The sequence below is a fragment of the Enterobacter sp. JS8-1 genome (assembly GCF_049187015.1).
Classification (GTDB): Bacteria; Pseudomonadota; Gammaproteobacteria; order Enterobacterales; family Enterobacteriaceae; genus Enterobacter; species Enterobacter mori.
In genome coordinates this window covers 3,758,492-3,782,152 of sequence record NZ_CP185805.1, presented here as the reverse complement: position 1 = coordinate 3,782,152, position 23,661 = coordinate 3,758,492, and the positions used below count along the sequence as shown (strand labels likewise).

Sequence of the window (23,661 nt, the reverse complement as noted above, 5' to 3'; positions counted from 1 at the left end):
TGGTGCTACGGCTGTGCCGTTTCGTGCAGCAGACGCCACGTAATTCTGTCGCCTTCCTGATTCAGCACCGCCGTCGACCAACGCACGTTTACCGGCATATCGGGGCGGGTTTGTGTCTCGCGATAGTGAAGTACTGCGCCGTTATCCCAGGCTTCTATCGTGGCGAGTTCATCAATGACGATTTTCAGGCCGGGCCGGCTTCCACGCTGGGTGTCGAGAAAATGGGCAAGGGCGTGATAGTCAAGATGTGCGCCGCCTGGTGGTATCATCAGAAAATCCGGTCGAAAGCGGGTGAGCAAGGTTTCAGCCTCACCTTCACCTTTGCCTAACCAGTTTTCAAGCGCAATGTGGAGGTCGATAATGTCGTGTTCAAAAAGCGTCATGAATTCTCCTGTCGCAGCTGGCTGAGCACCTGCATCGTGTTAAGACGAAAAACGTACAATACAGGCACTAAAGTGATGCCTGCGGCAAAAATAAACATCCCGTGCCAGGCGACGAGCGGCGCAAGATAAACCTGCGCAATGCTCAGCGCCTGCGCCAGTAGCAGGGTTCCCGCAAAAAAGCTTAGCTGACGATTAAGATTCCACAGGGCGCTGGCGTCAGGCATATCGTCCCTGGCTGTCGTCAGAAACGCGCTGCTCTGCGCCGTGCTGCTGCAAAGACTGCCTCCGGCCCCCATCAACACAAAGGCCGCGACAGATAACAGCGCTGGCGATGCCGAACTGACGTTCAGTAAAAGCAGAATGCCCGTCGCCTGCAAAAGGCACCCGATAACCACCAGAGGCCGGGGGCCGACGCGGTTAAAATAGCGTCCTGTTACCATAATGGCCATAAACGATGCCGCGGACCATGGCAGCATAAGCATGCCCGTTGCGGCGGGCGTCATGCTGGCTTCGCTCTGAAGATAATACATTCCCGTTACGTTTACCCCGATAAAGATGCCGGGCACGCACACGTAGACAAGCATGGAAAAACGCAAAAGTGGATCGGTCAGCAAGGAGAGGTTTAATAGCCTGGCTGTTTTCTTCGGCGGCATTTCAGCGTTAAGCCATACGCAGGCTAAAACAAAGGTGACGATGGCGACGGGCAACGTAGCAAAAAAGATCCAGCGCCAGCTTAGCGTCTGCACCAGCAGTCCCCCGATAGCAGGAGAGCAGGCAGGGGCAAGCAACGCGACCAGCATCACCGCCGAGGAGAGTCTGGCGCGTTCGTGAGGCTTAAACTGTTGCCAGGTTAGCGCCTGTCCCACCGGGATCAGCAAGCCACCGCCAATCCCTTGCAGTGCACGCCAGGCAATCAGGCTTTCCAGTGAGGAAGACAATCCCGCAGCAGCGGAGGCCGCGCTAAAGAGAGCCAGAGAGAGGAGGATGACGCGCTTTGGCCCGATACGTCGCGTCAGCGCGCTGCCGAAAGGGATCGTTAGCGTCAGACCGGCAATGTACCCGTTACTGACCCAGGCAAGCGCTGAGGGAGTGGTGTTGAACGCGCGCGCCATGGCCGGAAAGGCGACGCTGGCAATAAACATATTTATCAAATCAAGGAAAAAGCCGAGCAGATAGACAACGGCGACTTTGCTGCGATACGTCATGGTGGATCCTCCGGTGAGGTGGCGTATCGTATCGGCCCGCGAGCTACGGATAAACGCGACAAACAGCGATATACTGTCAAAATATTTTTGACAGTGATAAAGGTTAACGATGTTTACTCTACAGCGTACGGCGATGTTTATCGCAGTCGCGGAGGCGGGCAGCTTCACCGCCGCGGCAGAGGCAATGGGGCTGACAAAAGCCGTGGTGAGTTTCAACATTCGCCAGCTTGAAGACGAGCTGGGCGTTACGCTGCTGCTGCGGTCAACCCGCCGTCTGACGTTAACCGAGGCGGGCGCGCTTTTTCATCAGCGAAGCGTCGCGCTTCTGAAGGAGGCAGAACAGCTGCAGGACGATGTCCGCGCGAATCATGCGGGACTCTCCGGAGAATTGCGGATAACCACCACGCCCGAGTACGGCTCGCAGGTTGTGGTGCCTTTGCTGGCGGAATTTAGTCAGCAGCACCCGGAACTTCGCGTGCGCCACGTTTCGTCCTCTTTGCATGCCGACCTTATCTCTGAGCGCTTTGACGTCGCCATCCGACTGGGAACGCTCGCCGATTCACGCTACCACGCCGCGATGATTACCTCTTTCGCCATATTGCCGGTGGCAGCGCCGGAATGGCTGGCTAACCATCCGGTAGAGACCCTTGAACAGCTGGCGAAAGCCGACTGGATCATTCACGAGCGTTTGCCCTCTCCACTGCGCTGGCAGGTGAAAGCGAGCAGCGGAGAGCTTGTCTCGTTTGAAATCACGAAAGCCCCGCGTCTGTATGCTGACAGTGCTCAGGCGCTGATGGCTTTCGCACGTGCCGGAGGCGGCGTGGCGTTACTGCCTGAATGGCTGGTGCGAAATGCGCTGGATGCAGGGCAACTGGCGTCGGTATTACCCGGCTACACCTTTGCACAGCAGGGCATCTATGCGGTTTATCCCGATGCCCAACACGTGCCCGCGAAAGTCCGAAAGTTTATCGATTTTATGCGTGCGAGGGTGAATTAGTCGTGCATCATCTTTTTGATCAGCGCAGAAAATTGCTCGCGTTCGGTCTTGCTCAGGCGTCCTAAAAACGCCTCATCCACGTCATTGCCGACCGGTTTACAGCCTGCAAGCAGGGCTTCACCTTCTGGCGTCAGGAAGACAAACCGGCGGCGCTTATCTGCGGGATCGTGCTCGCGTTTTACCAGCCCACGCGCCTCCATGCGGCTGAGCATCTCTGCCAGCGTCGCTTTCGTGCTGACGGCCACTTCGGTCAATGCCACCTGTTCGATACCCGGATGTTCGGCAATTGAGCGCAGAACCGCATATTGCGGCTTGGTCAGCTCCGGCAAAGCATGCTGCCATTGCGCAGTATGTTGTTGAAAAAGCTGGCGCAACAGGTGGAACGCTTCTTGTCTTAGTTCCATGAACACTCCGACGAAAAAAATCACTCTCTATGATAGCCGCTAACGCCCTGGATTATAACGCGGGAGTTTTTAGCATTTAGTGTGATCGTATGCGAACGATCTTGTCATGAACAGGTTCCAGGAGTAGGTTACTCAATATGTTCGTATACGAACAAAATGATTGAGGTACTGAATGAGATTGATAGTAGGAATGACGGGAGCAACGGGCGCGCCGCTGGGTGTGGCTTTATTGCAGGCACTGCGAGAGATGCCGGAGGTGGAAACCCATCTGGTGATGTCGAAGTGGGCAAAAACCACCATTGAGCTGGAAACGCCTTACACCGCGCAGGACGTCACCGCACTGGCTGACGTTGTTCACAGCCCGGCTGACCAGGCCGCCACCATCTCCTCCGGCTCGTTTCGCACCGACGGCATGATCGTCATTCCCTGCAGCATGAAAACGCTGGCGGGCATCCGCGCGGGCTACGCCGAAGGGCTGGTGGGGCGTGCGGCGGATGTGGTGCTGAAAGAGGGGCGAAAGCTGGTGCTGGTCCCGCGTGAAACGCCGCTCAGCACCATTCATCTGGAGAACATGCTTGCACTTTCCCGCATGGGCGTGGCGATGGTGCCGCCCATGCCTGCGTATTACAACCACCCGCAAACCGCCGATGACATTACCCAGCATATCGTGACCCGCGTGCTCGACCAGTTCGGTCTGGAGCATAAAAAGGCGCGCCGCTGGAACGGCTTGCGTGAGGCGAAACATTTTTCACAGGAGAATAACGATGGCATTTGATGATTTGAGAAGCTTCCTGCAGGCGCTCGATGAGCAAGGGCAACTGCTGAAAATTGAGGAAGAGGTGAACGCCGAGCCGGATCTGGCGGCGGCAGCCAACGCGACCGGCCGCATTGGCGACGGCGCGCCCGCGCTGTGGTTCGACAATATTCGCGGCTTTACCGATGCCCGCGTGGTGATGAACACCATCGGCTCCTGGCAAAACCACGCCATTTCGATGGGGCTGCCTGCGAACACCCCGGTAAAAAAACAGATCGACGAGTTTATTCGCCGTTGGGATAAATTCCCCGTTACGCCAGAGCGTCGCGCTAACCCCGCCTGGGCGCAGAATACGGTGGATGGTGAAGAGATCAACCTGTTCGACATTCTGCCGCTATTTCGCCTGAACGACGGTGACGGCGGTTTTTATCTCGATAAAGCGTGCGTCGTCTCGCGCGATCCGCTCGACCCGGACCACTTCGGCAAGCAGAACGTCGGCATCTACCGCATGGAAGTGAAGGGCAAGCGCAAGCTCGGCCTGCAGCCGGTTCCGATGCACGATATCGCTCTGCATCTGCATAAAGCGGAAGAGCGCGGTGAAGATCTGCCGATTGCGATTACCCTCGGCAACGATCCGATCATCACGCTGATGGGCGCGACGCCGCTGAAATACGATCAGTCCGAGTATGAAATGGCCGGCGCACTGCGTGAAAGCCCGTACCCGATTGCCACCGCGCCGCTGACCGGCTTCGACGTGCCCTGGGGTTCTGAAGTTATCCTTGAAGGGGTCATCGAAGGCCGCAAGCGTGAAATCGAAGGGCCGTTCGGCGAGTTTACCGGGCACTATTCCGGTGGACGTAACATGACGGTTGTACGTATCGACAAAGTCTCTTACCGCACCAAACCGATTTTTGAGTCGCTCTACCTCGGCATGCCGTGGACCGAGATTGATTATCTGATGGGCCCGGCAACCTGCGTACCGCTTTACCAGCAGCTAAAAGCAGAATTCCCGGAAGTGCAGGCGGTGAACGCGATGTACACCCACGGCCTGCTGGCGATTATCTCCACCAAAAAACGTTACGGTGGTTTTGCCCGCGCGGTCGGTTTACGTGCTATGACCACGCCGCACGGTCTGGGCTACGTGAAGATGGTAATCATGGTGGATGAAGATGTCGATCCGTTCAACCTCCCGCAGGTGATGTGGGCGCTGTCGTCGAAAGTGAACCCGGCAGGGGATCTGGTACAGCTGCCGAACATGTCGGTCCTTGAACTTGACCCTGGTTCCAGCCCGGCGGGCATTACCGACAAGCTGATTATTGATGCCACCACGCCAGTTGCACCGGACACCCGTGGCCACTACAGCCAGCCGGTACAGGATCTGCCTGAAACCAAAGCCTGGGCTGAAAAATTGACCGCGATGCTGGCAGCACGCCAATAAGGAGGAAAAGATGATTTGTCCACGTTGTGCCGATGAGCATATTGAAGTGATGGCGACGTCACCGGTGAAAGGGGTCTGGACCGTTTACCAGTGCCAGCATTGTTTGTATACCTGGCGCGATACCGAACCGCTGCGCCGTACCAGCCGCGAGCACTACCCTGAAGCGTTTCGCATGACGCAGAAGGATATTGACGAGGCACCGCAGGTGCCGACGATCCCACCGTTGCTGTAAAAAAAAGCCCGGTGGCGCTGCGCTTACCGGGCCTACGGGTTTTGTAGGTCGGGTAAGGCGAAGCCGCCACCCGACAAAACAGACCGCAGAGAACTAAACCAGACTCTTCAGCCGATAAATCCACTCCAGCGCCTGACGCGGCGTCAGTGAATCCGGGTCGAGATTCTCCAGCGCTTCCACGGCTGGCGACGTCTCTTCCGCAGGCACCAGCAGCGACATCTGCGTACCATCTATCTGCGTCGCCGCCGCGTTCGGCGACAGGCTTTCCAGTTCGCGCAGTTTCTGACGCGCGCGCTTGATCACCTCTTTCGGTACACCTGCCAGCGCCGCTACGGCCAGCCCATAGCTCTTGCTTGCCGCGCCATCCTGCACCGTGTGCATAAAGGCGATGGTGTCGCCGTGCTCCAGTGCATCAAGATGCACGTTCGCCACTCCTTCCATTTTCTCCGGCAACTGCGTCAGTTCGAAGTAATGGGTCGCAAACAGCGTCATAGCCTTGATTTTATTCGCGAGGCTTTCCGCGCAGGCCCACGCTAGGGACAAACCATCATAGGTTGATGTTCCGCGCCCGACTTCGTCCATCAGCACCAGGCTGTGCTCGGTGGCGTTATGCAGAATGTTAGCCGTTTCGGTCATCTCGACCATGAAGGTTGAACGACCGCTCGCCAGATCGTCCGCAGCCCCGACGCGGGTAAAGATGCGGTCGATTGGGCCAATCTCCACGTTTTGCGCCGGGACGTAGCTGCCGATATACGCGAGCAGCGCAATCAGCGCCGTCTGACGCATATAGGTACTCTTACCGCCCATGTTCGGTCCGGTAATGATCAGCATGCGTCTCTGCGGCGACAGGCTGAGCGGGTTAGCGATGAACGGTTCGTTCAGTACGCGCTCCACCACCGGATGACGCCCTTCCGTAATGCGAATGCCGGGCTTGTCGGTAAAGGTCGGGCAGGTATAGTTCAGCGTTTCAGCGCGTTCAGCAAGGTTGACCAGCACGTCCAGTTCGGCCAACGCGGCGGCGCTTAGCTGCAGATCGGCCAGGTGCGGCATCAGCATGTCGAACAGCTCGTCATACAGCTGCTTTTCCAGCGCCAGCGCTTTTCCTTTCGAGGTGAGGACTTTGTCCTCGTACTCTTTCAGCTCGGGAATAATGTAGCGCTCAGCGTTTTTCAGCGTCTGGCGGCGCACGTAGTGAATCGGCGCCAGGTGACTCTGCCCGCGGCTGATCTGAATGTAGTAGCCGTGGACCGCGTTATAGCCCACTTTCAGGGTATCAAGACCCAGACGCTCGCGTTCACGGCTCTCCAGCTTATCAAGGTAGTCCGTTGCGCCGTCTGCCAGCGCGCGCCACTCGTCCAGCTCTTCGTTATATCCGGGGGCAATCACGCCGCCATCGCGTACCAGTACCGGAGGCGCATCGATGATGGCGCGCTCAAGCAGTTCGCGAAGCTCGGTGAATTCGCCCATCGTTTCGCGCAATTTTTGCACCGGTGCGCTGTCGACGTTGCCCAACTGAGCGCGCAGTTCCGGCAGTTGCTGGAAGGCATGGCGCATACGTGCGAGGTCGCGCGGGCGTGCCGTACGCAGAGCCAGGCGGGCGAGGATACGCTCCAGATCGCCTACCTGACGCAGTACCGGCTGTAATTCGGTGTAACTGTCCTGCAATGCGGCGATGGTTTGCTGGCGGCCGATAAGCGTATTGGTGTCGCGAATCGGCATATGCAGCCAGCGCTTAAGCATGCGGCTGCCCATCGGCGTAACGGTACTGTCGAGGACGGAAGCCAGGGTATTTTCAACGCCGCCTGCCAGATTCTGGGTTATCTCCAGGTTACGGCGCGTGGCGGCGTCCATGATGATGCTGTCCTGCTGACGCTCCATGGTGATAGAGCGGATATGCGGCAGGGCAGTACGCTGGGTATCTTTTACATATTGCAGCAGACAGCCTGCCGCACACAGTCCGCGCGGGGCGTTTTCCACGCCAAAGCCAATCAGGTCGCGCGTGCCAAACTGCAGATTGAGCTGCTGGCGCGCAGTATCAATTTCGAATTCCCACAGCGGACGACGACGCAGACCACGACGACCTTCAATCAGCGCCATTTCAGCGAAATCTTCGGCGTAGAGCAGCTCTGCCGGGTTAGTACGCTGCAATTCGGCAGCCATCGTCTCACGGTCAGCCGGTTCACTCAGGCGAAAACGCCCGGAGCTGATATCCAGCGTCGCATAGCCAAATCCTTTACTATCCTGCCAGAGTGCGGCCAGCAGGTTATCCTGGCGTTCTTGCAGCAGCGCTTCGTCGCTGATGGTGCCGGGCGTGACGATGCGCACGACTTTGCGCTCAACCGGGCCTTTTGACGTGGCGGGATCGCCAATCTGCTCGCAAATGGCGACGGATTCTCCCTGATTCACCAGTTTCGCCAGATAGTTTTCCACCGCATGATGCGGGATACCGGCCATAGGGATGGGCTCACCTGCCGATGCGCCGCGTTTGGTCAGGGAGATGTCGAGCAACTGCGACGCACGTTTAGCATCGTCATAAAAGAGCTCGTAAAAGTCGCCCATACGGTAAAACAGCAGAATTTCCGGATGCTGTGCTTTCAGCTTCAGGTACTGCTGCATCATGGGGGTATGTGCGTCGAAATTCTCTAGTGTACTCATTAGCGTATCGTGTCCATTTTATTAACTTTCAATGAGTTGGCTTTTGTTTTTATTGTCAGGTGTCTTCCTGTCTCATTGGAACTCATGAAATCCTGAGCGTCTTATCATGCAATGTTTGGTGACCATGATAACGGAGTCTGTAGAGCAGGAAAACAGAAGGAGAAGGCTCTTTCGACTAAAGTGCGTACCGGATTCCATCTATGCGAAAACGGGGCTTTTTGCACGTACCTTCCGCATAAGAGCACTCGTTATATTATTCATTCAGGAACGCATTCTTTCGCTCACTTATACCGTAACTTCTTGCTTTGACAAGAAATAGCCGCAGCGTATAATTATCATTCATATCAATAGTTTCCCGATTCTGTTTGCTGTCGAGCGAGTAGCGTATGTTTTGGATAATTAACGATAATATTAAATTTTGTCCTGACAAAAACGTCCTTGTCTCGTTGAATAAACCTGAATTAAGCGTAATTCTGACAACGCCAGCAAGTCGTTGTCTCGCGCTTTTACTGGAATCCTCGCCAGAGGTGGTGAACCAGAAAGAATTCTTCGATAAAGTGTGGGGCGAGGACGGGATGATCGTCCCGGCAAATACGCTTTATCAGAATATCTCTATTATCCGGCGCGGTTTGCGTTCGGCTGGAGAAACGAGCGACACGCTGGTTGCGACGGTGCCGAGAAAAGGTTTCCAGATTCATAAAAGCGTAAAGGTCACCCGCGTTGAAACGGATGGGGTGGATACAGAAGAACCAGCAGAGGTTTCGTTGCCCGAAGCGCCTCTGACGGTGCCTGTCGAACAACCGGCGGTGAATACGTCTCAGGTGCTGGTCGAAAAAAAATCGCCGCGTAAATTACGTCGCCTGTTTTTTCCTGTGCTCTTAATGATTATCTCCTTTGCACTGGGCTATTTCATGCTGCATCACATCTTCCGAGATAATCCGGATAAAGATTTTTTCCAGAATTACACCATTAACCGAACCGAAAACGGTTGCCACTATTTCTCGCAAAGTGATGATATTAAAAGTATTGGTAATTTCTCGCGCTTTATTAAAATTATCATGAAAACCGGGCTTGATTGTAAAAAGTATCCGTGGATTTATTTCTCTTCTTCCAGCAATGCGCCTGCCCTGTCCGTGCTCGCCTGCAGAAAGCCTTATGAAGCAGAACCCAATGCAGAATGCACGGCATTGTATTTCAGGGGGTATATGCAATGAAGAAACGCACGATAGTGTTATTGTGCCTGATGTTTTTTGCCGCGGGCGCGCTGATTTCCTGGCTGTATCATTTACGTCTGGAAAAACGGGAAAACACAGAGGCCTGCTCAGCGTCAATCGTGGTTTATCACGAGGATGCCCGCGCTCACATTACGCTCGACTTCATGTACACGATGAAGACGCAAACCGGCATCGTTGCGGTAAGCGGCACGTATTATAAGAACGATAAAGTGATAGGGGTTATCCGCAGGGATGTCTCCTACGTCTGGACGGAAAATAAGGACTCCTTCCACTTTACGTCGCTCAATATCCTTCATGTGAACGATGATGAATCACTACCCAATGACGTTATCAGCGATGTTCTGCCCGACTTCTTTGTTTACCCCAATAAAAAATTAAATTATTCAATTACAAAACAAGGACCTAAGGGGTTTATGTTCTCCGTGGGTAAGCGCCCAATATTCTTCTGCGCGCGCTGACTGGCCGGGAATAGGTGATGTCGCCGCCTGCACGGCGGCATGGTCATTTCCCGTCTTCTTCCACCAGCTCAATGATGATTTTCCCCTGTTCGACGCCCACTCTGACCCGCGAATGGGTTGTAAAGCCCGCTTTCTCTAGCCAATCACCTTTCAGGCTCAGGGCAGCATGCATGCTATAGCGGCGCGGGATCTTGGTTTTACGATCTTCATGGCGCTTTCTAAAATAGCCGACTTTTAAATGACGGTACGTTTTTGTAGCGGTAATCGCTTGCATAGGCACTCCTCTTGGCTGGCTAACAGGGGAACGTATTGGCTGTATAAAATACCAGTAACCCTGGCCTCGCGCTGGCTTAAAAGCGGAAGGCGTCTTCAGAAAGCGGAATGCAACGACTGAAAATCACTGCGTAAAGGAGTATCATGAATGCAATTTATGAGAGGGTGATCTCCCATGTCCGGTAAACGCATCGCAAGAGAAAAAGTGACGATCGCCAAAATGATCGCTTTATATGAGAAAAAATGTCCTCAGGCTTCAACAGAGGAGGGGCATTATCAGGCGCTTAAGGCCTATGCCGATAAGCGTCTCGATAAATGTGCGTTTGGGGAAGAAAAGCCGGCCTGTAAACAGTGTCCCATTCACTGCTACCAGCCCGCGAAGCGAGAAGAGATGAAGCAGGTTATGCGCTGGGCGGGGCCGAGAATGCTGTGGCGTCATCCGATTCTGACTCTTCGTCATCTGATTGACGATCGTCGTCCAGTACCGGCGTTGCCGCAAAAGTATCGTCCGAAAACGTAACGTATTTATTACCGAAGCGGTCGACAGATAATATTCAAGGCGACAGCGCTGCAGAGTGGGAAAATGGCCAGCAGCAGCCAGGGATAAACGGCCTCCAGCGAAGGCACCAGCGCGCGATCCAGCAGGCTGCCAAACAGCAGGTTTCCTGCCAGTACCGCAACGCCCCCGGCGGTTGAGAGTGCGCCATAGTGGGCCCCAAGCGTCGATTCCTCGGCGAAGCGGGGGATGAGATCTTTTGCCGACGGCACCAGCAGCATCTGCCCCAGCGTTAACAGCGTGACCATGCTCGCAGAGGGCAACAGCCGCAGCCAGCCTTCCGGCGGCTCCTTTGCAGCAAACAGCGCCACGCTGGCAAAGGCCGCAGAGAGCAGCAAAAAGCCCACGGGCAAAATTCTGACCGCGCCGATCCGCCTTGCAACACGCGCAAGGGGGAGCTGAAACGCGACGATCAGCACCGAGGCCAGCATAAACAGTGGGCCCAGATCTTTCTCGCTGCCTCCGGAACGCTGGATCTCCACCGGTAGCGCCAGGTAAAGCTGGTTATAGCTCAACAGCCACGAGCTGTAGGCGATGATAAAGGCGACGAATCGCGTCTGGCGAAATGTTGTCCACCAGGGCTGAATAGCGAGCGGACGCTGGCTATGGCGGGCAGCCGGCAGGCAGAAGTAGAGCACCGCGAGCGCGACAACAAACACGCCGGCGCCTGCCAGCGCAACCTGACGAAAGCCAAGCCCCGTCAGCAGGGCACCCGCAATCGGGCCCAGCACCGCGCCCAGTTCCCCGCAAACGGCAAAGAGCGCAAACCACTCTGCGCGGCTCCGTTTACCTTTTGCCTCACTTTGCGTTCCCGCTTTCGCCAGCAGCGCTTCAATGGAGGGCGAGAAGAGCGCGCCGCCGATGCCGGTCAGACACGCCCCGAGAATAATAGGCCACAGCGATTGCCCGAAGGCCAGCAGCAGATAACCCGCTACGCGGATGACGCAGCCGCTCAGGATAACGATTTTCGCGCCGTAGCGGTCCGACAGCGCGCCGCCAACGATAAACATCCCCTGCTGCGAAAACGTGCGCAGACCAAGCACCAGCCCGATCAGCCCGCCGGAAAGCAGCAGGTCATCGCGCAGGAATATCGCCAGGAAGGGCACAACGGCATAGAAGCCAATGTTGAAAACAAATTGGCTGCCCAGCAGAACGGGCGGCCAGAGGGTGGCGGCAGGGCGCAATGGCATGCTGTTTACTCGGCTCTACACAATAAAGTGAATGTGCTTTTTACCATGATACGGCGAGATCTCAATTTTGGTTTTCACTCTGAAAACGTCCCATAGCAGCTCCTCCGACAGGATCGCCTGCGGGGTGCCGGTTGCGACGATCTGCCCTTTTTGCATAACGATCAGCGAATCGCAGAACATCGAGGCGTGGTTAAGATCGTGGATGGCGACGATGCTGGTCACCGGCAGCTCGCTGATGAGATGCATCAGCTGCATCTGATGGTGAATGTCCAGGTGGTTGGTGGGTTCATCGAGCAGGATTTCTGTTGGCGTTTGCGCCAGCGCGCGGGCGATATGCACCCGCTGCCGTTCCCCGCCGGACAGGCTCATCCAGCCCTGCTCGCTGCGGTCCAGCATATCGACACGCTGCAAGGCGGCAGTGACGGTTTCGTCATCCTGCGCGCTCCAGTTCGAAAAAGGGGAGTGGTGCGGAATGCGCCCGAGCTTCACCACGTCGCGCACGCGCATGTTGGCATCGGTCATACCGTGCTGCTCAACGAACGCCACGCGGCGCGCCAGCTGCTTTTTGGCGATGCGGGAGATGTCCTGACCGTCCAGGGTAACGCTGCCGCTGTCCGGGCGACGCAGGCCTGCCAGAATGCGCAATAGCGACGATTTTCCGCAGCCGTTAGGGCCGAGCAGTCCTACCGTTTCGCCGCGTGAAACCTTCAGCGAGACGCCGTTGACGATGACCTTTTTGCCTACCTTCCAGGTAATATTTTCAGCGCAGATACTCATCACTTATTCCTTGAACGGTAGATAATTACGGCAAAGAACGGCACGCCCACCAGCGCGGTGACTACGCCGACGGGCAGGCTCTGTGGGGCAATCAGCATGCGCGAGGCGATATCGGCCAGCACCATCAGGATCGCGCCCGCCAGCGCGCTGGCAATCAGCAGCGTGCGGTGCAGCGGCCCGAACAGGAAGCGCATGACGTGAGGCACCACCAGACCCACAAAGCCGATTGAGCCCGCCATGCTGACGATGGTCGCGGTAATCAGTGCGGTGGTGGTGAACAAGGCAAGACGCACCCAGGGTACGGCAATGCCTAAAGAGGCGGCGGCATCGTCACCGAAGGTGAACGCATCCAGCGCCCGGGAATAGTAAAGACAGACGGCCAGGCCCGCCAGCACGACCACCAGCGCCAGCTGGAATTCCGGCCAGCGTACGCCGCTGAAGCTGCCCAGCAGCCAGAACATCACGTCGCGCGCCTGCTGCGCGCTGGCGGAGGTGCTGATGGTATAGGCGGTAATGGCGTTGAACAGCTGTGAGGCGGCAACGCCCGCCAGAATAGTGCGTTCATTGCCGCCGCGCGCGCCGTTCGTCAGGAAGGCGACAAACGCAAAGGCGGCAAACGCCCCGGCAAACGCGCCCGCAGAGAGCGACACCGCGCCGGTGCCAATCCCTAATACGACGACCGACACCGCACCGGTTGACGCACCCGCGGACACGCCGAGCACGTAAGGTTCCGCCAGCGCGTTCTTCAGCAGGCTTTGCAGCACGGCGCCGCAGATGGCTAACCCCGCGCCGCAGCAGGCCGCCACCAGCGCGCGGCTCAGGCGAAAGTCCCAGATCACGCTCTCATAGATGCGGTTGAGCGGAACGTCGGTCAGCCCCAGCTTATTGCCAATAGCGTAAAAGACGTTGGACAGCGGAATCGACAGTTCTCCGACGCTGACGCCGAGGGCGATCACTAGCAACAGCAGGACCACGGCAAGCAGAGCAGAGGTGGTCAGGAACAGGCCCTGTCGGGCCTGAAGTACGGCTGCCGTCATCAGTTCAGCCCCAGCTTTCTGAGCTGCTCGCCCACCTGTTCAGCGCCGTAAATCGTGCGGATTGTCGGGTTCATAGCCTGGCCGTCCATCACCACGATATGGCCTTTCTTCACCGCGTCCAGCTGGCTGACGGTGGGATCGCTTTTCAGGAATTTGATTTTCTCTTGCGCGTTATCCAGCGCCCAGCGGTTACGATCCAGGCTGGAGACAACAATCACGTCCGGGTTCGCGGCGATAATGCTTTCCCAGCCGACGGTTGGCCATTCGGTCTCTGCGGTAATGGCGTTATGGCCGCCCAGCACGTTAGCAATAAAACCGGAGGCGCTGTTTTTCCCGCCGACATAGGCATCCGCCGAAGGCGAGGCGCTTGAGAACCAGAAGACAAACGAAAGATCTTTTTTGTTTTTACCAAATTCCTGACGCAGGTCGGCCTCGCGTTTTTTGAAATCGGCAATGACGGCCTGGCCGCGCGCTTCAACGTTGAAAATCTTCGCGAAATCTTCAATCTCTTTATAAAGGTACGTCATATCCCACAGCGTCTGGCGGCTGCCGTACATATCGCCTGCGGCCTTTTTGGTGGCGCACATGCCTGGTGATAAATAGCTGTTCACGCCGACGGTGGCCAGATCTTCACGTTTTGCGACCTTACTTTCCGGCCCGAGCAGCAGAGGAAGCTGGGCTGGAACAAAATCGGGATTTTGCGAAAGGATGGATTCCAGCGTCGGGATTTCTACCGTCAGGGTTTTGATTTTTGCATTCTTTTCAGCCAGCTGCGGCAGCACTTTGGTCGGCCAGAAGGCGCTGGCCTTCACCTTATCTTCCAGGCCCAGCAGGAGCAAAATTTCGACGGTGTTCTGACCCAGGGCCACGACGCGTTCCGGCGCTTTGGTGAACGTCTCTTTATAGCCACAGTTTTCAATCGTCAGGGGATATGTGGTTGCCAGAGCAGAACCGACCGACGCAATCGCCAGGCCTAACGCGCAGATGACCTTTTTCATTAAACGCTACCCTTCGTTAATATTATTGTTGTTGCAAATGAAACTCATTATTAAGGCGGAATTTTATACAGAGGAAACGATTTGGTGTCAATGAGGGACAATTGCGCAGGGTAACGAAAGGCGGTATCAGAAAACACCGCCGGAATGCGGACTTAAACCAGGCTCTCTTTATCAATCCCAAGCCGCTTCATGCGCGACAGCAGGGTAGTGCGTTTTAACCCCAGGCGCTGGGCGGCACCTTTAGGCCCGGCCACCACGCCGTTGGTCTCTTTCAGCACGCGCATAATCAGCTGATACTCATCTTCGCCGTTCTGCGCCACTTCTGCCGCAACGAGGGTTTCGTCCGGCAAGGAGATTTCGGGTAGAGAAAGCTGCAGCACGTTCCCGCGCGTCAGCAGCACCGCGCGCTCGATAACGTTTTCCAGTTCGCGCACGTTACCCGGCCACTCCATTGACGAGAGGGTGCGTAACGTCTCGGCTGGGATGCTGTCGATATTTCTCCCCATCCGCCGCGCAATCTTTGCGGTAAACGCTTTGACCAGCAGCGGGATATCTTCCGGGCGTTCACGCAGCGGCGGCAGGCAGATCGGGAAGACGTTCAGGCGGTAATAGAGATCGCTTCGAAATTCGCGGTCGGCGACCATTTTTTTCAGGTCACGGTTGGTGGCGGCAATTAGCCGCACGTCGGTTTGAATCAGCTTGTTGCTGCCAAGCCGCTCAAACTCTTGCTCCTGCAGGACGCGCAACAGCTTCGGCTGCAGCTCCAGCGGCATATCGCCCACTTCATCGAGGAACAGCGAGCTTTTGTCCGCCAGCTCAAAACGGCCGAGCCGCTGGCTGCTGGCCCCGGTAAAGGCCCCGCGTTCGTGGCCGAACAGATCGCTTTCCAGCAGTCCCGCAGGCATCGCGGCGCAGTTCATCTTCACCATCCGGCGGCTGTTGCGGTTGCTCAGGTTATGGATAGCGCGGGCAATCAGCTCTTTACCCGTACCGGTTTCGCCGAGGATCAGCACTGTGCTGTCGCTCTGCGCCACCATCTCAACCTGCTTGAGCACGCTGTACATGGCGTCGCTGCGCCCGATGATTTCGCCAAACTCGCTGTCCACATTGTTGAGCTGTTCGGTCAGGGCGAGGTTTTCGTCCACCAGCCGCTCTTTCAGGCGGTGGATCTCCTGGTAGGCGAGGGCGTTATCCAGCGCGATGGAGATACGCTCGGCAATCTGGCGCAGCAGCTTCAGGTTGGCGGTGGTGAATACGCCTTCCTCACACTGCGCCAGCTTCAGCACGCCCAGCATGGTGTTGCCGGACATCAGCGGCAGCAGGCACAGGGTCTGAATTTTGTTGCCCCAGGTGTTGAACAGCATTCGCTCGTAAGGGGCCACCGGATCCTGTTCGTTCAGGTTGAGCAGCAGGATCTCTTTGCTTTTAAACACCCGCTCGGAGAGCGTACCGGCCTCATCGACCTCGCTCTGCTCGTGTGCCGGATTGGCCTCATCAAGATAGTGGGTGGAGTAGATGTTCAGCTTGCCCTTGCGATGGCCGCGAAGCGCAATGCTGATGGCATCGATTTTGAAATAGTGGTGGATCTCTTTCGAGACTTCGCTGACCAGCTCATCCATGTCGAGGCGCGACAGCACGGCGTTAGTGATGGCGACCAGAATGCGGAAGTTGTCGCGCTCGCGGCTCAGCAGGTCGTAATCTACGTTGTTGGTGACGCGGCTCTGGATCTGCTCAGCCACCACGGCCACTATCTGGGTAAAGGTGTGCAGGCGCTCGTATTCCGCCTCGCTCCAGGGCTGGTCGGTCGTGCGGATAAACTCGCAGCCGCCAAAAATCTGGCCCTCTGCCGCCAGCGGCAACATGCAGTAATGCCCGAAAGGCTGATAGAGATTGCTCTCCGCCAGCCTTGGCCACGCCATCCTGAACTCCGCAAAATTGCAGTGCAGCACTTCAGGCCGGGAGAGTATACGGCGCACCGGGCCATGCGCGAGGTACGTTTCGTCCTCATACTCAAACACTTTGCCGTTATCACGCGTTGAGTAGTAGCTCGCGCGATGCGTTCCGCTATGCCACAGCACAATCGCGGCGCTGTCCGCCAGCGCAGATTGCCTGACCAGCCGGGTCAGGGCATCGCTCAGCGCGCCGAGATCGGGCTGCTGTAAAAGTGTGCGCGTGATGTCAAACAGGCCTTGCTGTCCAAGATCGCTCATCGGTGTATACGGCATATTGCTTTCCAATAGAAACTGGCAAAAAAAGAGATTCAGTGCTGACCGCTTATGGCGCGGTTCTAGCAAATTCGGGGTAAGGGTTCCGCGTGCGGCAGATCCAGCGTGCGTTTAACGCCATACAGCCCGGCCAGGCGCACCCCTTTGCGCTCAACCACTTCGCCAATGATAGCGGCGTTTTTTCCTGAGGGATGGGCGCGAAGCTGTTCCAGCACCGCTTCTGCAGCGGTACGTTCCACGCCGATCACCAGTTTACCTTCGTTAGCAAAGTTAAGCGGATCAAGTCCCAGCAGTTCGCACAGTCCGCGCACGGCAGGCTTGACGGGCAGATCGCGCTCGGTCAGCTCAATGCCGCATCCGCAGCTTGCCGCAAACTCGTGTACGACGGCATTCACGCCGCCTCGGGTGGCGTCCCGCAGGGCTTTTACGCCCGGAAGGGTACGCAGGGTTTGAATCAGCGGTGTGAGTACCGCGCAGTCGCTGCGCAGTTCGCCGTCCAGACCTAAGCCTTCGCGCAGGTTAAGAATGGTTGCCCCGTGGCAGCCCAGCGTTCCGGTCACGATCAGCACGTCGCCTGCACCAAGCTGCTGCGCGCCCCAGTGAATGTCGGCCGGTATTGCCCCCATTCCTGCAGTATTGATGAAAAGTTTATCCGCCGCGCCGCGCTGGACCACTTTGGTATCACCGGTGACGATAGCAATGCCCGCTTCGCGTGCGGTCTGCGCCATGCTGCTGACCACCGCGTTAAGCGTTGCCATCGGTAAACCCTCTTCGAGAATAAACCCGCAGGAGAGGTAGCGCGGAACCGCGCCGCTGACGGCGATATCATTGGCCGTACCGCAAATGGCGAGCTTGCCGATATCACCGCCGGGAAAGAACAGCGGGTCGATGACGTAGCTGTCGGTCGAAAACGCCAGTCTGTCACCGTGGGCGGTAAGCGTTGACAGGTCAATGCGCGCCTGGTCTTCCTGCTCGGCCAGCCAGGGGTTGTTGAATGCTTCCATAAACAGCTGATTAATGAGCTGCTGCATCGCCTGACCACCGCTGCCGTGCGCCATTTCAACCGTGTTCATGCTTCACACTCCTGATTGCGGAACTGATACCACGCGGCGCAGGCTCCCTCGGAGGAGACCATCAGCGCGCCAAACGCGGTTTGCGGGTTACAGGTGTTGCCATATAACGGGCAATGATGAGGTTTGCATTTGCCGGTGAGTACCTCACCGCAGCGCGCGCGCGGATCGTCACACACCTGCTGCGGCTGCGGGCGAAAATGCGCCTCTGCGTCGAAGGATTGATACGCGGGCGTCAGGCGCACGCCGGATTCGGCAATCACCCCCAGACCGCGCCATTCGCTGTCGCCCTCAACGCTAAACACGTCGGCTATCGCCTGCTGCGCTCGTTCATTACCCGCATCGGGCACCACGCGGCGATACTGATTTTCCACCGCGCTCAGGGCCGCTATTTTCTGCTCAACCAGCATGGTTACGCCTTGCAGTAGATCAAGCGGTTCGAAACCAGCCACCACTAACGGACGATTGTACTGTTCAGCGATAAAACCATAGGCGTCTGTGCCAATCACCATGCTGACGTGGCCCGGTGCCAGAAAGGCGTCAATGCCGTTTTCCGGCTCCTCCAGCAGGCTGCGCAGCGTGGGTATGAGCGTGATGTGCTGGCAGAAAAAGAAAAAGTTCTCGACGCTGCGCGCTTTAGCCTGCTGCAGCGTGATGGCGGTGGCGGGCATGGTGGTTTCAAACCCCAGGCCAAAAAACACGACCTTGCGTGCGGGGTTATCCGCTGCCAGCGTCAGGGCATCCATCGGCGAATAGACGATCCGGATGTCGGCCCCGCGCGCTTTCGCCTGCAGCAGCGAGCCATTTTTCCCCGGCACGCGCATCGCGTCGCCAAAGGTGCAGAAAATGACGTCGGGCTGGCTGGCAATGTCGATGCAGCTGTCGATACGCCCCATCGGTAAAACGCAGACCGGGCAGCCGGGGCCGTGGATAAACTCGATGTTTTCCGGCAGCAGCTGGTCGAGGCCAAATTTGAAGATGGCGTGCGTGTGTCCGCCGCACACCTCCATGATCCGCAGCGGTCTTTCTTTGGTGTAGTCCAGCAGCGCCGCGCGCGTTTTCAGGTGCCTGATAAGCTGCATCACCTGTTCCGGTGCGCGGTATTCATCAACGTAACGCATGTGCTATCGCTCCTCGCCGTACAGAAGCGCGCCCACGTCAGGCTCCACGTCGAACATGTTTTGCAGGGCGTCGAGCGTGTCGCGGGCTTCCGCTTCGTTAATCACGCTCATGGCAAACCCAACGTGGACCAGCACCCACTGGCCGAGACGCGATGCGCCCGTTTCATCGCTGCTGCCCACCAGCGTGAGATCGACATCGCGCAGGATACCGCAGACTTCAACTTTGGCCTGGTTACCGTCGATGGTGTGAATTTGTCCGGGGACGCCTATGCACATCGTTCGCTCTCCAGCCAGTTCAGCCATGCATCCATCCCGTCGCCGCGCGTGGCGGAGACCAGCAGGATCGTAATGTCCGGGTTCACTTCCCGGGCGCAGGACAGGCATTTATCCACGTCGAAATTCAGGTACGGCAGCAGATCAACTTTGTTCAGCAGCATGATGGAGGCGGCGGCAAACATATGTGGGTACTTCAGCGGTTTGTCTTCCCCTTCGGTGACGGAGAGCACCGCGACTTTATGCCGTTCGCCAAGGTCAAAGCTCGCCGGACAGACCAGGTTGCCGACGTTTTCAATGAACAGGATGCCGTTATCCGCCAGCGGCAGACGCGGCGTGGCGTCTGCAATCATCTGCGCATCCAGATGGCAGCCTTTGCCGGTGTTGACCTGAATCGCCGGCGTGCCGGTTTCGCGAATGCGCGCCGCGTCGTTAACGGTTTGCTGGTCGCCTTCAATGACGGCGCAGGAAACGCGTTCGTTCAGGCGTTTGAGGGTTTCGGTCAGCAGCGTGGTTTTGCCGGAGCCGGGGCTGGACACCAGGTTCAGCACCAGCTGTTGACGGGCGGCAAAGCGGGCGCGGTTGCGGGCGGCGAGCCGGTTATTTTTGTCCAGTACGTTGATCTCCACGTCCAGCATCTGGCGCTGGCTCATACCCGGCGCGTGGGTACCCGCTTCGCCGTGGCCGTAGTGCAGATCCCCCGCAGGGGATTGCTGCGGCGCAAAGGTGATACCCGTCAGCGTCGCCGCAGGACGCGGGGCCGGTGAAAAGGGCGCGGAGCGAAACGCGGAATGAGGACGGTGTTCATCCCCTTCGATATACAGGTTGCCTTCGGCGCAACCGCAGGTGCTACACATACATTACTCCTTCTCAATTTCGAGGCGTTGGATCTGCATACCGTCATCCGCCACGATCCGCAGCCCGGTATTCTGGCACTGCGGGCAGCGCTGAACCTTTGATGACAGCAGGGTCACGTACTGCTGACACTGCTCGCACCAGCACTCCGCCTGCTGCTCTTCAATATGAAGCTCGCAGCCTTCTGCCAGCGTGCCGCGACACACCAGTTCAAAACAGAAGGTCAGGGCGCTGGTCTCGACGCAGGAAAACGCCCCGATCTTCAGCCAGACGCCGGTGACGCGCTTCGCGTGGTTTTGCACTGCCTGCTGTTCGATAAGCTCCAGGGCCCGCTGGCAGAGGGTGATTTCGTGCATGACGCCTCCTCAATGAATTGCGCCATTGAATGCAATAACGGTGCCAGCTTGATTTTTGTTAGGGCGTGACGGTGTCAACACTGTCGAAATGACACGTCGACACCGCGCGGTTGACAGTGCGATAAGAGTTAAAGGTCATATATATCATAAGGTTAAAAATTGGCATGGAATCTGCTTAACAGCCGCTATCTCCATTAACCGGATACCTTTTATGACTATTTGGGAAATCAGCGAAAAAGCGGATTACATCGCGCAGCGCCATCAGCAGCTCCAGGATCAGTGGCACCTCTACTGCAACTCTCTGGTTCAGGGGATCACCCTGTCAAAAGCCCGTTTGCACCATGCGATGAGCTGCGCGGCGCAGGGCGATATGCGCTTTGTCCTTTTTGGCCACTTCACGGTCTTTGTCACCCTGGCGGACAGCTTTAACAGCCACACCATTGAGTACTTTGTTGAGAACAAAGAGGGTGAAAAACAATGTATTGCGCAAGCGCAGTTGATGGCTGACGGCATGGTCGATGGCTACGTCAGCAACCGCGATCGCCAGCAGGTGCTCGAGCACTATCTGGAGAAAATCGCGCCGGTTTATAACGGGCTTTATACCGCGGTTGAGCACGACCTGCCGGTCGATCTGAAGCAGCTGACGGCGGGAAATGCCTCCGCAAACGTTGCCTGATAACCAAGTGTCGAAAGTGTCGATAAGACAGTTTTTCTTCGTCAAAAATGACCATCACCTGAGGATTGCCCGGTGAACCGTTTTGTAATTGCTGACTCGACGGTCTGTATTGGCTGTCGAACCTGTGAGGCGGCGTGTTCGGAAACCCACCGCCTGCACGGGCTGCAGTCCATGCCGCGTCTGCGCGTCATGCGTAATGAAAAAGAGTCTGCTCCGCAGCTCTGCCACCACTGTGAAGATGCCCCGTGCGCGGGTGTATGCCCAGTGAATGCCATCACCCGCGTTGATGGCGCTGTCCAGCTCAACGAAAGCCTGTGCGTAAGCTGCAAACTGTGCGGCATTGCCTGCCCGTTCGGTGCCATTGAATTTTCCGGCAGCCGCCCGCTGCATATTCCGGCAAACGCAAATACCCCGAAAGCGCCGCCCGCGCCACCCGCACCGGCGAAGGTGAGCACGCTATTGGACTGGGTGCCCGGCATCCGCGCCGTCGCGGTGAAATGCGATCTGTGCAGCTTTGACGAACAGGGCCCGGCCTGCGTGCGCACCTGCCCGACCAGAGCATTGATTCTGGTCAACATTCGCGACATCGCCCGCACCAGCAAGCGCAAGCGCGAGCTGACCATCAACAGCGATTTTGGCGATCTTTCGCTTTTGCAGGCGCTTAACGAGGGGGCGAAATGAACGCGATATTCATGATTAACAGCGCCGTGGCGTGCTTCACTGCCGCCGCCGTGCTGGCGCTGGTGTTCTCTTTCCATAAAACCCTGAGCGGCGGGATCGCCGGTATCGGCGGGGCGGTCGGTAGCGTGATGACGCTCGCTGCGGGCGGTGTCGTTCTGATCGGCGGGCAATCTGTTGAAACACTCATGCCGCTGATTCGTCATACCGTGGCTATTACTCCGCTGAATGCCATCTGGCTGGTGACCTTTGGCCTGTGCGGACTGTTTATCAGCCTGTTCAATATCGACTGGCACCGCCATGCGCACGCCAAAGCCAACGGCCTGCTGGTTAACCTGCTGATGGCAACGGCGGTCTGTACCGTTATCGCCAGCAACCTCGGCGCGCTGGTGGTGATGGCGGAGATCATGGCGCTGTGCGGCGTGTTCCTGACGGGCTGCAGCGCCTCCGGCAAGCTGTGGTTTGCGCTGGGACGCCTCGGCACGCTGCTGCTGGCGCTGGCCTGCTGGCGGGTGTGGCAACGCTTCGGCAAGCTGGACTTCGCTGCGCTCAACGGGCATCCGCTGGGGAATGACGTCTGGCTGCTCGGCACTGTGGGCTTTGGCCTGCTCGCCGGAATCATCCCGCTGCACGGCTGGGTGCCGCAGGCGCATGCAAATGCCTCTGCACCTGCCGCTGCATTGTTTTCCACCGTCGTCATGAAGGTAGGACTGTTTGGTATTCTGAGCATCACGCTGGCTGGCGGCCAACCGCCGCTGTGGTGGGGCGTCGTGCTGCTGATTGCCGGTATGATCACCGCGTTCGTCGGCGGGCTGTACGCGCTGATGGAGCACAACATCCAGCGCCTGCTGGCGTACCACACGCTGGAAAACATCGGCATCATCCTGCTCGGAATGGGCGCGGGCGTGACCGGGCTGGCGCTCAATCATCCTGCGCTGATCGCGGCCGGGTTTATCGGCGGTCTTTATCACCTCGTCAACCACAGCCTGTTTAAAAGCACCCTGTTCCTCGGCGCGGGAAGCGTCTGGTTCCGCACCGGCCATCGGGATATTGAAAAGCTGGGCGGGATTGGCAAAAAGATGCCGGTGATTTCACTGGCGATGCTGGTCGGGCTGATGGCAATGGCCGCGCTGCCGCCGCTGAACGGCTTTGCCGGGGAGTGGGTGATCTATCAGTCCTTCTTCGCGCTCGGCCAGAGCGATGTCTTTATTGCACGCCTGCTCGGCCCGCTGCTGGCGGTCGGGCTGGCGATTACCGGGGCGCTGGCGGTGACGTGTATGGCGAAAGTCTACGGCGTGACCTTCCTCGGCGCGCCGCGCACCCGCGAAGCGGAAAACGCCTGCTGCGCACCGATGCTGATGGGCGTGAGCGTGGTCGCGCTGGCGCTGTGCTGCATCGCGGGCGGGGTCGCCGCCCCGTGGCTGCTGCCGCTGCTGGGTAACGCTATTCCACTGCCGCTCGCGACGGCGCATACCGTCGTATCCCAGCCGATGATGGCGCTGTTGCTGATTGCCGCACCGCTGCTGCCGTTCGTGCTGATGCTGTTCTTCAGGCGCGACCGCCTTGCCTCCCGCTCTCGCGGGGCGGCGTGGGCCTGCGGCTACGAACACGAACAGTCGATGGTTATCACCGCCCACGGTTTCGCCATGCCGGTGAAGGAGAACTTCGCCGTCGTGCTGAAGCTGCGCCACTGGCTGAATCCGAAGGGTTGGGTGCCGGGCTGGCAGAGTGCCGCCGCGCCCGTGTTGTTCCGTCGTCTGGCGCTGATCGAACTGGCGGTGCTGGTGATCATTGTGATTTCACGAGGAGCCTGAC

General features: G+C 57.7%; 25 protein-coding genes. 10 read left to right on the top strand and 15 right to left on the bottom strand.

Annotated features, from left to right (window positions below; genetic code table 11):
* Positions 1-5 precede the first annotated feature (5 nt).
* Positions 6-383 carry a DUF4440 domain-containing protein gene (locus ACOQH0_RS17985; protein ID WP_089601212.1) on the bottom strand — a complete coding sequence of 126 codons (378 nt, stop codon included), beginning with the start codon at positions 381-383 and terminating at the stop codon, positions 6-8.
* Positions 380-1,588: an MFS transporter gene (locus ACOQH0_RS17980; RefSeq protein ID WP_421510930.1), complete on the bottom strand. Its 1,209-nt coding sequence runs from the start codon at positions 1,586-1,588 to the stop codon at positions 380-382. The genes ACOQH0_RS17985 and ACOQH0_RS17980 overlap by 4 nt, the downstream gene beginning before the upstream one ends.
* Before the next feature lie 109 nt (positions 1,589-1,697).
* On the opposite strand from ACOQH0_RS17980, the gene ACOQH0_RS17975 reads away from it, so the two are divergent.
* A complete protein-coding gene (locus tag ACOQH0_RS17975) occupies positions 1,698-2,585 on the top strand; it encodes a LysR substrate-binding domain-containing protein (RefSeq protein WP_421510929.1) in 888 nt (295 codons plus the stop codon).
* Here ACOQH0_RS17975 and ACOQH0_RS17970 read toward each other — a convergent pair.
* Positions 2,582-2,989, bottom strand: coding sequence for a MarR family winged helix-turn-helix transcriptional regulator (locus ACOQH0_RS17970; RefSeq protein ID WP_174341013.1), 408 nt, complete (start codon positions 2,987-2,989; stop codon positions 2,582-2,584). The two genes, ACOQH0_RS17975 and ACOQH0_RS17970, sit on opposite strands and share 4 nt — an antisense overlap.
* A gap of 172 nt (positions 2,990-3,161) precedes the next feature.
* Here ACOQH0_RS17970 and ACOQH0_RS17965 point away from each other — a divergent pair, with 172 nt between their 5' ends.
* From ACOQH0_RS17965 to ACOQH0_RS17955, 3 genes are read left to right on the top strand one after another with little or no spacing between them, the layout of a single operon-like run.
* Entirely contained in the window at positions 3,162-3,764 is a 603-nt protein-coding gene (locus tag ACOQH0_RS17965) for a non-oxidative hydroxyarylic acid decarboxylases subunit B (protein WP_421510928.1), read from the top strand.
* On the top strand, positions 3,754-5,181 hold the full coding sequence (locus tag ACOQH0_RS17960) for a non-oxidative hydroxyarylic acid decarboxylases subunit C (RefSeq protein WP_010434519.1): 1,428 nt from the start codon (positions 3,754-3,756) through the stop codon (positions 5,179-5,181). The genes ACOQH0_RS17965 and ACOQH0_RS17960 overlap by 11 nt, the downstream gene beginning before the upstream one ends.
* A gap of 10 nt (positions 5,182-5,191) precedes the next feature.
* A complete protein-coding gene (locus ACOQH0_RS17955) occupies positions 5,192-5,413 on the top strand; it encodes a non-oxidative hydroxyarylic acid decarboxylases subunit D (RefSeq protein ID WP_003862116.1) in 222 nt (73 codons plus the stop codon).
* Positions 5,414-5,506: 93 nt separating this feature from the next.
* Here ACOQH0_RS17955 and mutS read toward each other — a convergent pair whose 3' ends face one another.
* Positions 5,507-8,068 carry a DNA mismatch repair protein MutS gene (gene mutS / locus ACOQH0_RS17950; protein ID WP_421510927.1) on the bottom strand — a complete coding sequence of 854 codons (2,562 nt, stop codon included), beginning with the start codon at positions 8,066-8,068 and terminating at the stop codon, positions 5,507-5,509.
* Between the two features lie 386 nt (positions 8,069-8,454).
* On the opposite strand from mutS, the gene ACOQH0_RS17945 reads away from it, so the two are divergent.
* Positions 8,455-9,282: a winged helix-turn-helix domain-containing protein gene (locus ACOQH0_RS17945; protein ID WP_089601224.1), complete on the top strand. Its 828-nt coding sequence runs from the start codon at positions 8,455-8,457 to the stop codon at positions 9,280-9,282.
* A complete protein-coding gene (locus ACOQH0_RS17940; protein ID WP_407585887.1) occupies positions 9,279-9,761 on the top strand; it encodes a hypothetical protein in 483 nt (160 codons plus the stop codon). Before ACOQH0_RS17945 ends, ACOQH0_RS17940 begins: the two co-directional genes overlap by 4 nt.
* A 43-nt stretch (positions 9,762-9,804) precedes the next feature.
* Here ACOQH0_RS17940 and ACOQH0_RS17935 read toward each other — a convergent pair whose 3' ends face one another.
* Positions 9,805-10,035 (bottom strand): SymE family type I addiction module toxin, encoded by a 231-nt coding sequence (locus tag ACOQH0_RS17935; protein WP_010434511.1) that lies wholly within the window; start codon positions 10,033-10,035, stop codon positions 9,805-9,807.
* A 174-nt stretch (positions 10,036-10,209) separates the two neighbouring features.
* Here ACOQH0_RS17935 and ACOQH0_RS17930 point away from each other — a divergent pair, with 174 nt between their 5' ends.
* Positions 10,210-10,554, top strand: coding sequence for a nitrous oxide-stimulated promoter family protein (locus tag ACOQH0_RS17930; protein WP_089601225.1), 345 nt, complete (start codon positions 10,210-10,212; stop codon positions 10,552-10,554).
* Between the two features lie 8 nt (positions 10,555-10,562).
* Here ACOQH0_RS17930 and ACOQH0_RS17925 read toward each other — a convergent pair whose 3' ends face one another.
* The 10 genes from ACOQH0_RS17925 to hypA form a co-directional block, all read right to left on the bottom strand.
* The gene (locus ACOQH0_RS17925) at positions 10,563-11,780 is read right to left on the bottom strand and encodes an MDR family MFS transporter (RefSeq protein WP_421510926.1); all 1,218 of its coding nucleotides are present in this window, start codon (positions 11,778-11,780) and stop codon (positions 10,563-10,565) included.
* A gap of 15 nt (positions 11,781-11,795) precedes the next feature.
* A complete protein-coding gene (locus tag ACOQH0_RS17920) occupies positions 11,796-12,557 on the bottom strand; it encodes an ABC transporter ATP-binding protein (protein WP_010434502.1) in 762 nt (253 codons plus the stop codon).
* Positions 12,557-13,594 carry a FecCD family ABC transporter permease gene (locus ACOQH0_RS17915; RefSeq protein WP_042717167.1) on the bottom strand — a complete coding sequence of 346 codons (1,038 nt, stop codon included), beginning with the start codon at positions 13,592-13,594 and terminating at the stop codon, positions 12,557-12,559. The genes ACOQH0_RS17920 and ACOQH0_RS17915 overlap by 1 nt, the downstream gene beginning before the upstream one ends.
* Positions 13,594-14,592 carry an ABC transporter substrate-binding protein gene (locus ACOQH0_RS17910; protein ID WP_421510925.1) on the bottom strand — a complete coding sequence of 333 codons (999 nt, stop codon included), beginning with the start codon at positions 14,590-14,592 and terminating at the stop codon, positions 13,594-13,596. The genes ACOQH0_RS17915 and ACOQH0_RS17910 overlap by 1 nt, the downstream gene beginning before the upstream one ends.
* A 152-nt stretch (positions 14,593-14,744) precedes the next feature.
* The gene (gene flhA / locus ACOQH0_RS17905; RefSeq protein WP_421510924.1) at positions 14,745-16,817 is read right to left on the bottom strand and encodes a formate hydrogenlyase transcriptional activator FlhA; all 2,073 of its coding nucleotides are present in this window, start codon (positions 16,815-16,817) and stop codon (positions 14,745-14,747) included.
* Between the two features lie 62 nt (positions 16,818-16,879).
* Positions 16,880-17,890, bottom strand: coding sequence for a hydrogenase expression/formation protein HypE (hypE, locus tag ACOQH0_RS17900; protein WP_108416391.1), 1,011 nt, complete (start codon positions 17,888-17,890; stop codon positions 16,880-16,882).
* Positions 17,887-19,008: a hydrogenase formation protein HypD gene (hypD, locus tag ACOQH0_RS17895; RefSeq protein ID WP_421510923.1), complete on the bottom strand. Its 1,122-nt coding sequence runs from the start codon at positions 19,006-19,008 to the stop codon at positions 17,887-17,889. Before hypD ends, hypE begins: the two co-directional genes overlap by 4 nt.
* 3 nt (positions 19,009-19,011) lie before the next feature.
* The gene (locus ACOQH0_RS17890; protein WP_010434489.1) at positions 19,012-19,284 is read right to left on the bottom strand and encodes a HypC/HybG/HupF family hydrogenase formation chaperone; all 273 of its coding nucleotides are present in this window, start codon (positions 19,282-19,284) and stop codon (positions 19,012-19,014) included.
* Complete coding sequence (gene hypB, locus ACOQH0_RS17885) at positions 19,275-20,138, bottom strand: hydrogenase nickel incorporation protein HypB (protein ID WP_421510922.1); 864 nt, start codon at positions 20,136-20,138, stop codon at positions 19,275-19,277. The genes ACOQH0_RS17890 and hypB overlap by 10 nt, the downstream gene beginning before the upstream one ends.
* 3 nt (positions 20,139-20,141) lie before the next feature.
* Positions 20,142-20,492: a hydrogenase maturation nickel metallochaperone HypA gene (gene hypA, locus ACOQH0_RS17880; RefSeq protein ID WP_010434483.1), complete on the bottom strand. Its 351-nt coding sequence runs from the start codon at positions 20,490-20,492 to the stop codon at positions 20,142-20,144.
* A 211-nt stretch (positions 20,493-20,703) separates the two neighbouring features.
* On the opposite strand from hypA, the gene hycA reads away from it, so the two are divergent.
* The 3 genes from hycA (at position 20,704) to hycC (ending at position 23,660) form a co-directional block, all read left to right on the top strand.
* Complete coding sequence (hycA, locus tag ACOQH0_RS17875; protein ID WP_010434482.1) at positions 20,704-21,168, top strand: formate hydrogenlyase regulator HycA; 465 nt, start codon at positions 20,704-20,706, stop codon at positions 21,166-21,168.
* 72 nt (positions 21,169-21,240) lie between these two features.
* Positions 21,241-21,849: a 4Fe-4S dicluster domain-containing protein gene (locus ACOQH0_RS17870; protein ID WP_089601242.1), complete on the top strand. Its 609-nt coding sequence runs from the start codon at positions 21,241-21,243 to the stop codon at positions 21,847-21,849.
* Positions 21,846-23,660 carry a formate hydrogenlyase subunit 3 gene (gene hycC, locus ACOQH0_RS17865; protein WP_421510921.1) on the top strand — a complete coding sequence of 605 codons (1,815 nt, stop codon included), beginning with the start codon at positions 21,846-21,848 and terminating at the stop codon, positions 23,658-23,660. The genes ACOQH0_RS17870 and hycC overlap by 4 nt, the downstream gene beginning before the upstream one ends.
* Position 23,661: the final 1 nt, after the last annotated feature.

What these genes read in the sequence shown, in the direction of transcription:
- ACOQH0_RS17985 (WP_089601212.1), bottom strand. Translation starts at nt 383, where the DNA reads ATGACGCTTTTTGAACACGACATTATCGACCTCCACATTGCGCTTGAA.
- ACOQH0_RS17980 (WP_421510930.1), bottom strand. Translation starts at nt 1,588, where the DNA reads ATGACGTATCGCAGCAAAGTCGCCGTTGTCTATCTGCTCGGCTTTTTC.
- ACOQH0_RS17975 (WP_421510929.1), top strand. Translation starts at nt 1,698, where the DNA reads ATGTTTACTCTACAGCGTACGGCGATGTTTATCGCAGTCGCGGAGGCG.
- ACOQH0_RS17970 (WP_174341013.1), bottom strand. Translation starts at nt 2,989, where the DNA reads ATGGAACTAAGACAAGAAGCGTTCCACCTGTTGCGCCAGCTTTTTCAA.
- ACOQH0_RS17965 (WP_421510928.1), top strand. Translation starts at nt 3,162, where the DNA reads ATGAGATTGATAGTAGGAATGACGGGAGCAACGGGCGCGCCGCTGGGT.
- ACOQH0_RS17960 (WP_010434519.1), top strand. Translation starts at nt 3,754, where the DNA reads ATGGCATTTGATGATTTGAGAAGCTTCCTGCAGGCGCTCGATGAGCAA.
- ACOQH0_RS17955 (WP_003862116.1), top strand. Translation starts at nt 5,192, where the DNA reads ATGATTTGTCCACGTTGTGCCGATGAGCATATTGAAGTGATGGCGACG.
- mutS (WP_421510927.1), bottom strand. Translation starts at nt 8,068, where the DNA reads ATGAGTACACTAGAGAATTTCGACGCACATACCCCCATGATGCAGCAG.
- ACOQH0_RS17945 (WP_089601224.1), top strand. Translation starts at nt 8,455, where the DNA reads ATGTTTTGGATAATTAACGATAATATTAAATTTTGTCCTGACAAAAAC.
- ACOQH0_RS17940 (WP_407585887.1), top strand. Translation starts at nt 9,279, where the DNA reads ATGAAGAAACGCACGATAGTGTTATTGTGCCTGATGTTTTTTGCCGCG.
- ACOQH0_RS17935 (WP_010434511.1), bottom strand. Translation starts at nt 10,035, where the DNA reads ATGCAAGCGATTACCGCTACAAAAACGTACCGTCATTTAAAAGTCGGC.
- ACOQH0_RS17930 (WP_089601225.1), top strand. Translation starts at nt 10,210, where the DNA reads ATGTCCGGTAAACGCATCGCAAGAGAAAAAGTGACGATCGCCAAAATG.
- ACOQH0_RS17925 (WP_421510926.1), bottom strand. Translation starts at nt 11,780, where the DNA reads ATGCCATTGCGCCCTGCCGCCACCCTCTGGCCGCCCGTTCTGCTGGGC.
- ACOQH0_RS17920 (WP_010434502.1), bottom strand. Translation starts at nt 12,557, where the DNA reads ATGAGTATCTGCGCTGAAAATATTACCTGGAAGGTAGGCAAAAAGGTC.
- ACOQH0_RS17915 (WP_042717167.1), bottom strand. Translation starts at nt 13,594, where the DNA reads ATGACGGCAGCCGTACTTCAGGCCCGACAGGGCCTGTTCCTGACCACC.
- ACOQH0_RS17910 (WP_421510925.1), bottom strand. Translation starts at nt 14,592, where the DNA reads ATGAAAAAGGTCATCTGCGCGTTAGGCCTGGCGATTGCGTCGGTCGGT.
- flhA (WP_421510924.1), bottom strand. Translation starts at nt 16,817, where the DNA reads ATGCCGTATACACCGATGAGCGATCTTGGACAGCAAGGCCTGTTTGAC.
- hypE (WP_108416391.1), bottom strand. Translation starts at nt 17,890, where the DNA reads ATGAACACGGTTGAAATGGCGCACGGCAGCGGTGGTCAGGCGATGCAG.
- hypD (WP_421510923.1), bottom strand. Translation starts at nt 19,008, where the DNA reads ATGCGTTACGTTGATGAATACCGCGCACCGGAACAGGTGATGCAGCTT.
- ACOQH0_RS17890 (WP_010434489.1), bottom strand. Translation starts at nt 19,284, where the DNA reads ATGTGCATAGGCGTCCCCGGACAAATTCACACCATCGACGGTAACCAG.
- hypB (WP_421510922.1), bottom strand. Translation starts at nt 20,138, where the DNA reads ATGTGTAGCACCTGCGGTTGCGCCGAAGGCAACCTGTATATCGAAGGG.
- hypA (WP_010434483.1), bottom strand. Translation starts at nt 20,492, where the DNA reads ATGCACGAAATCACCCTCTGCCAGCGGGCCCTGGAGCTTATCGAACAG.
- hycA (WP_010434482.1), top strand. Translation starts at nt 20,704, where the DNA reads ATGACTATTTGGGAAATCAGCGAAAAAGCGGATTACATCGCGCAGCGC.
- hycC (WP_421510921.1), top strand. Translation starts at nt 21,846, where the DNA reads ATGAACGCGATATTCATGATTAACAGCGCCGTGGCGTGCTTCACTGCC.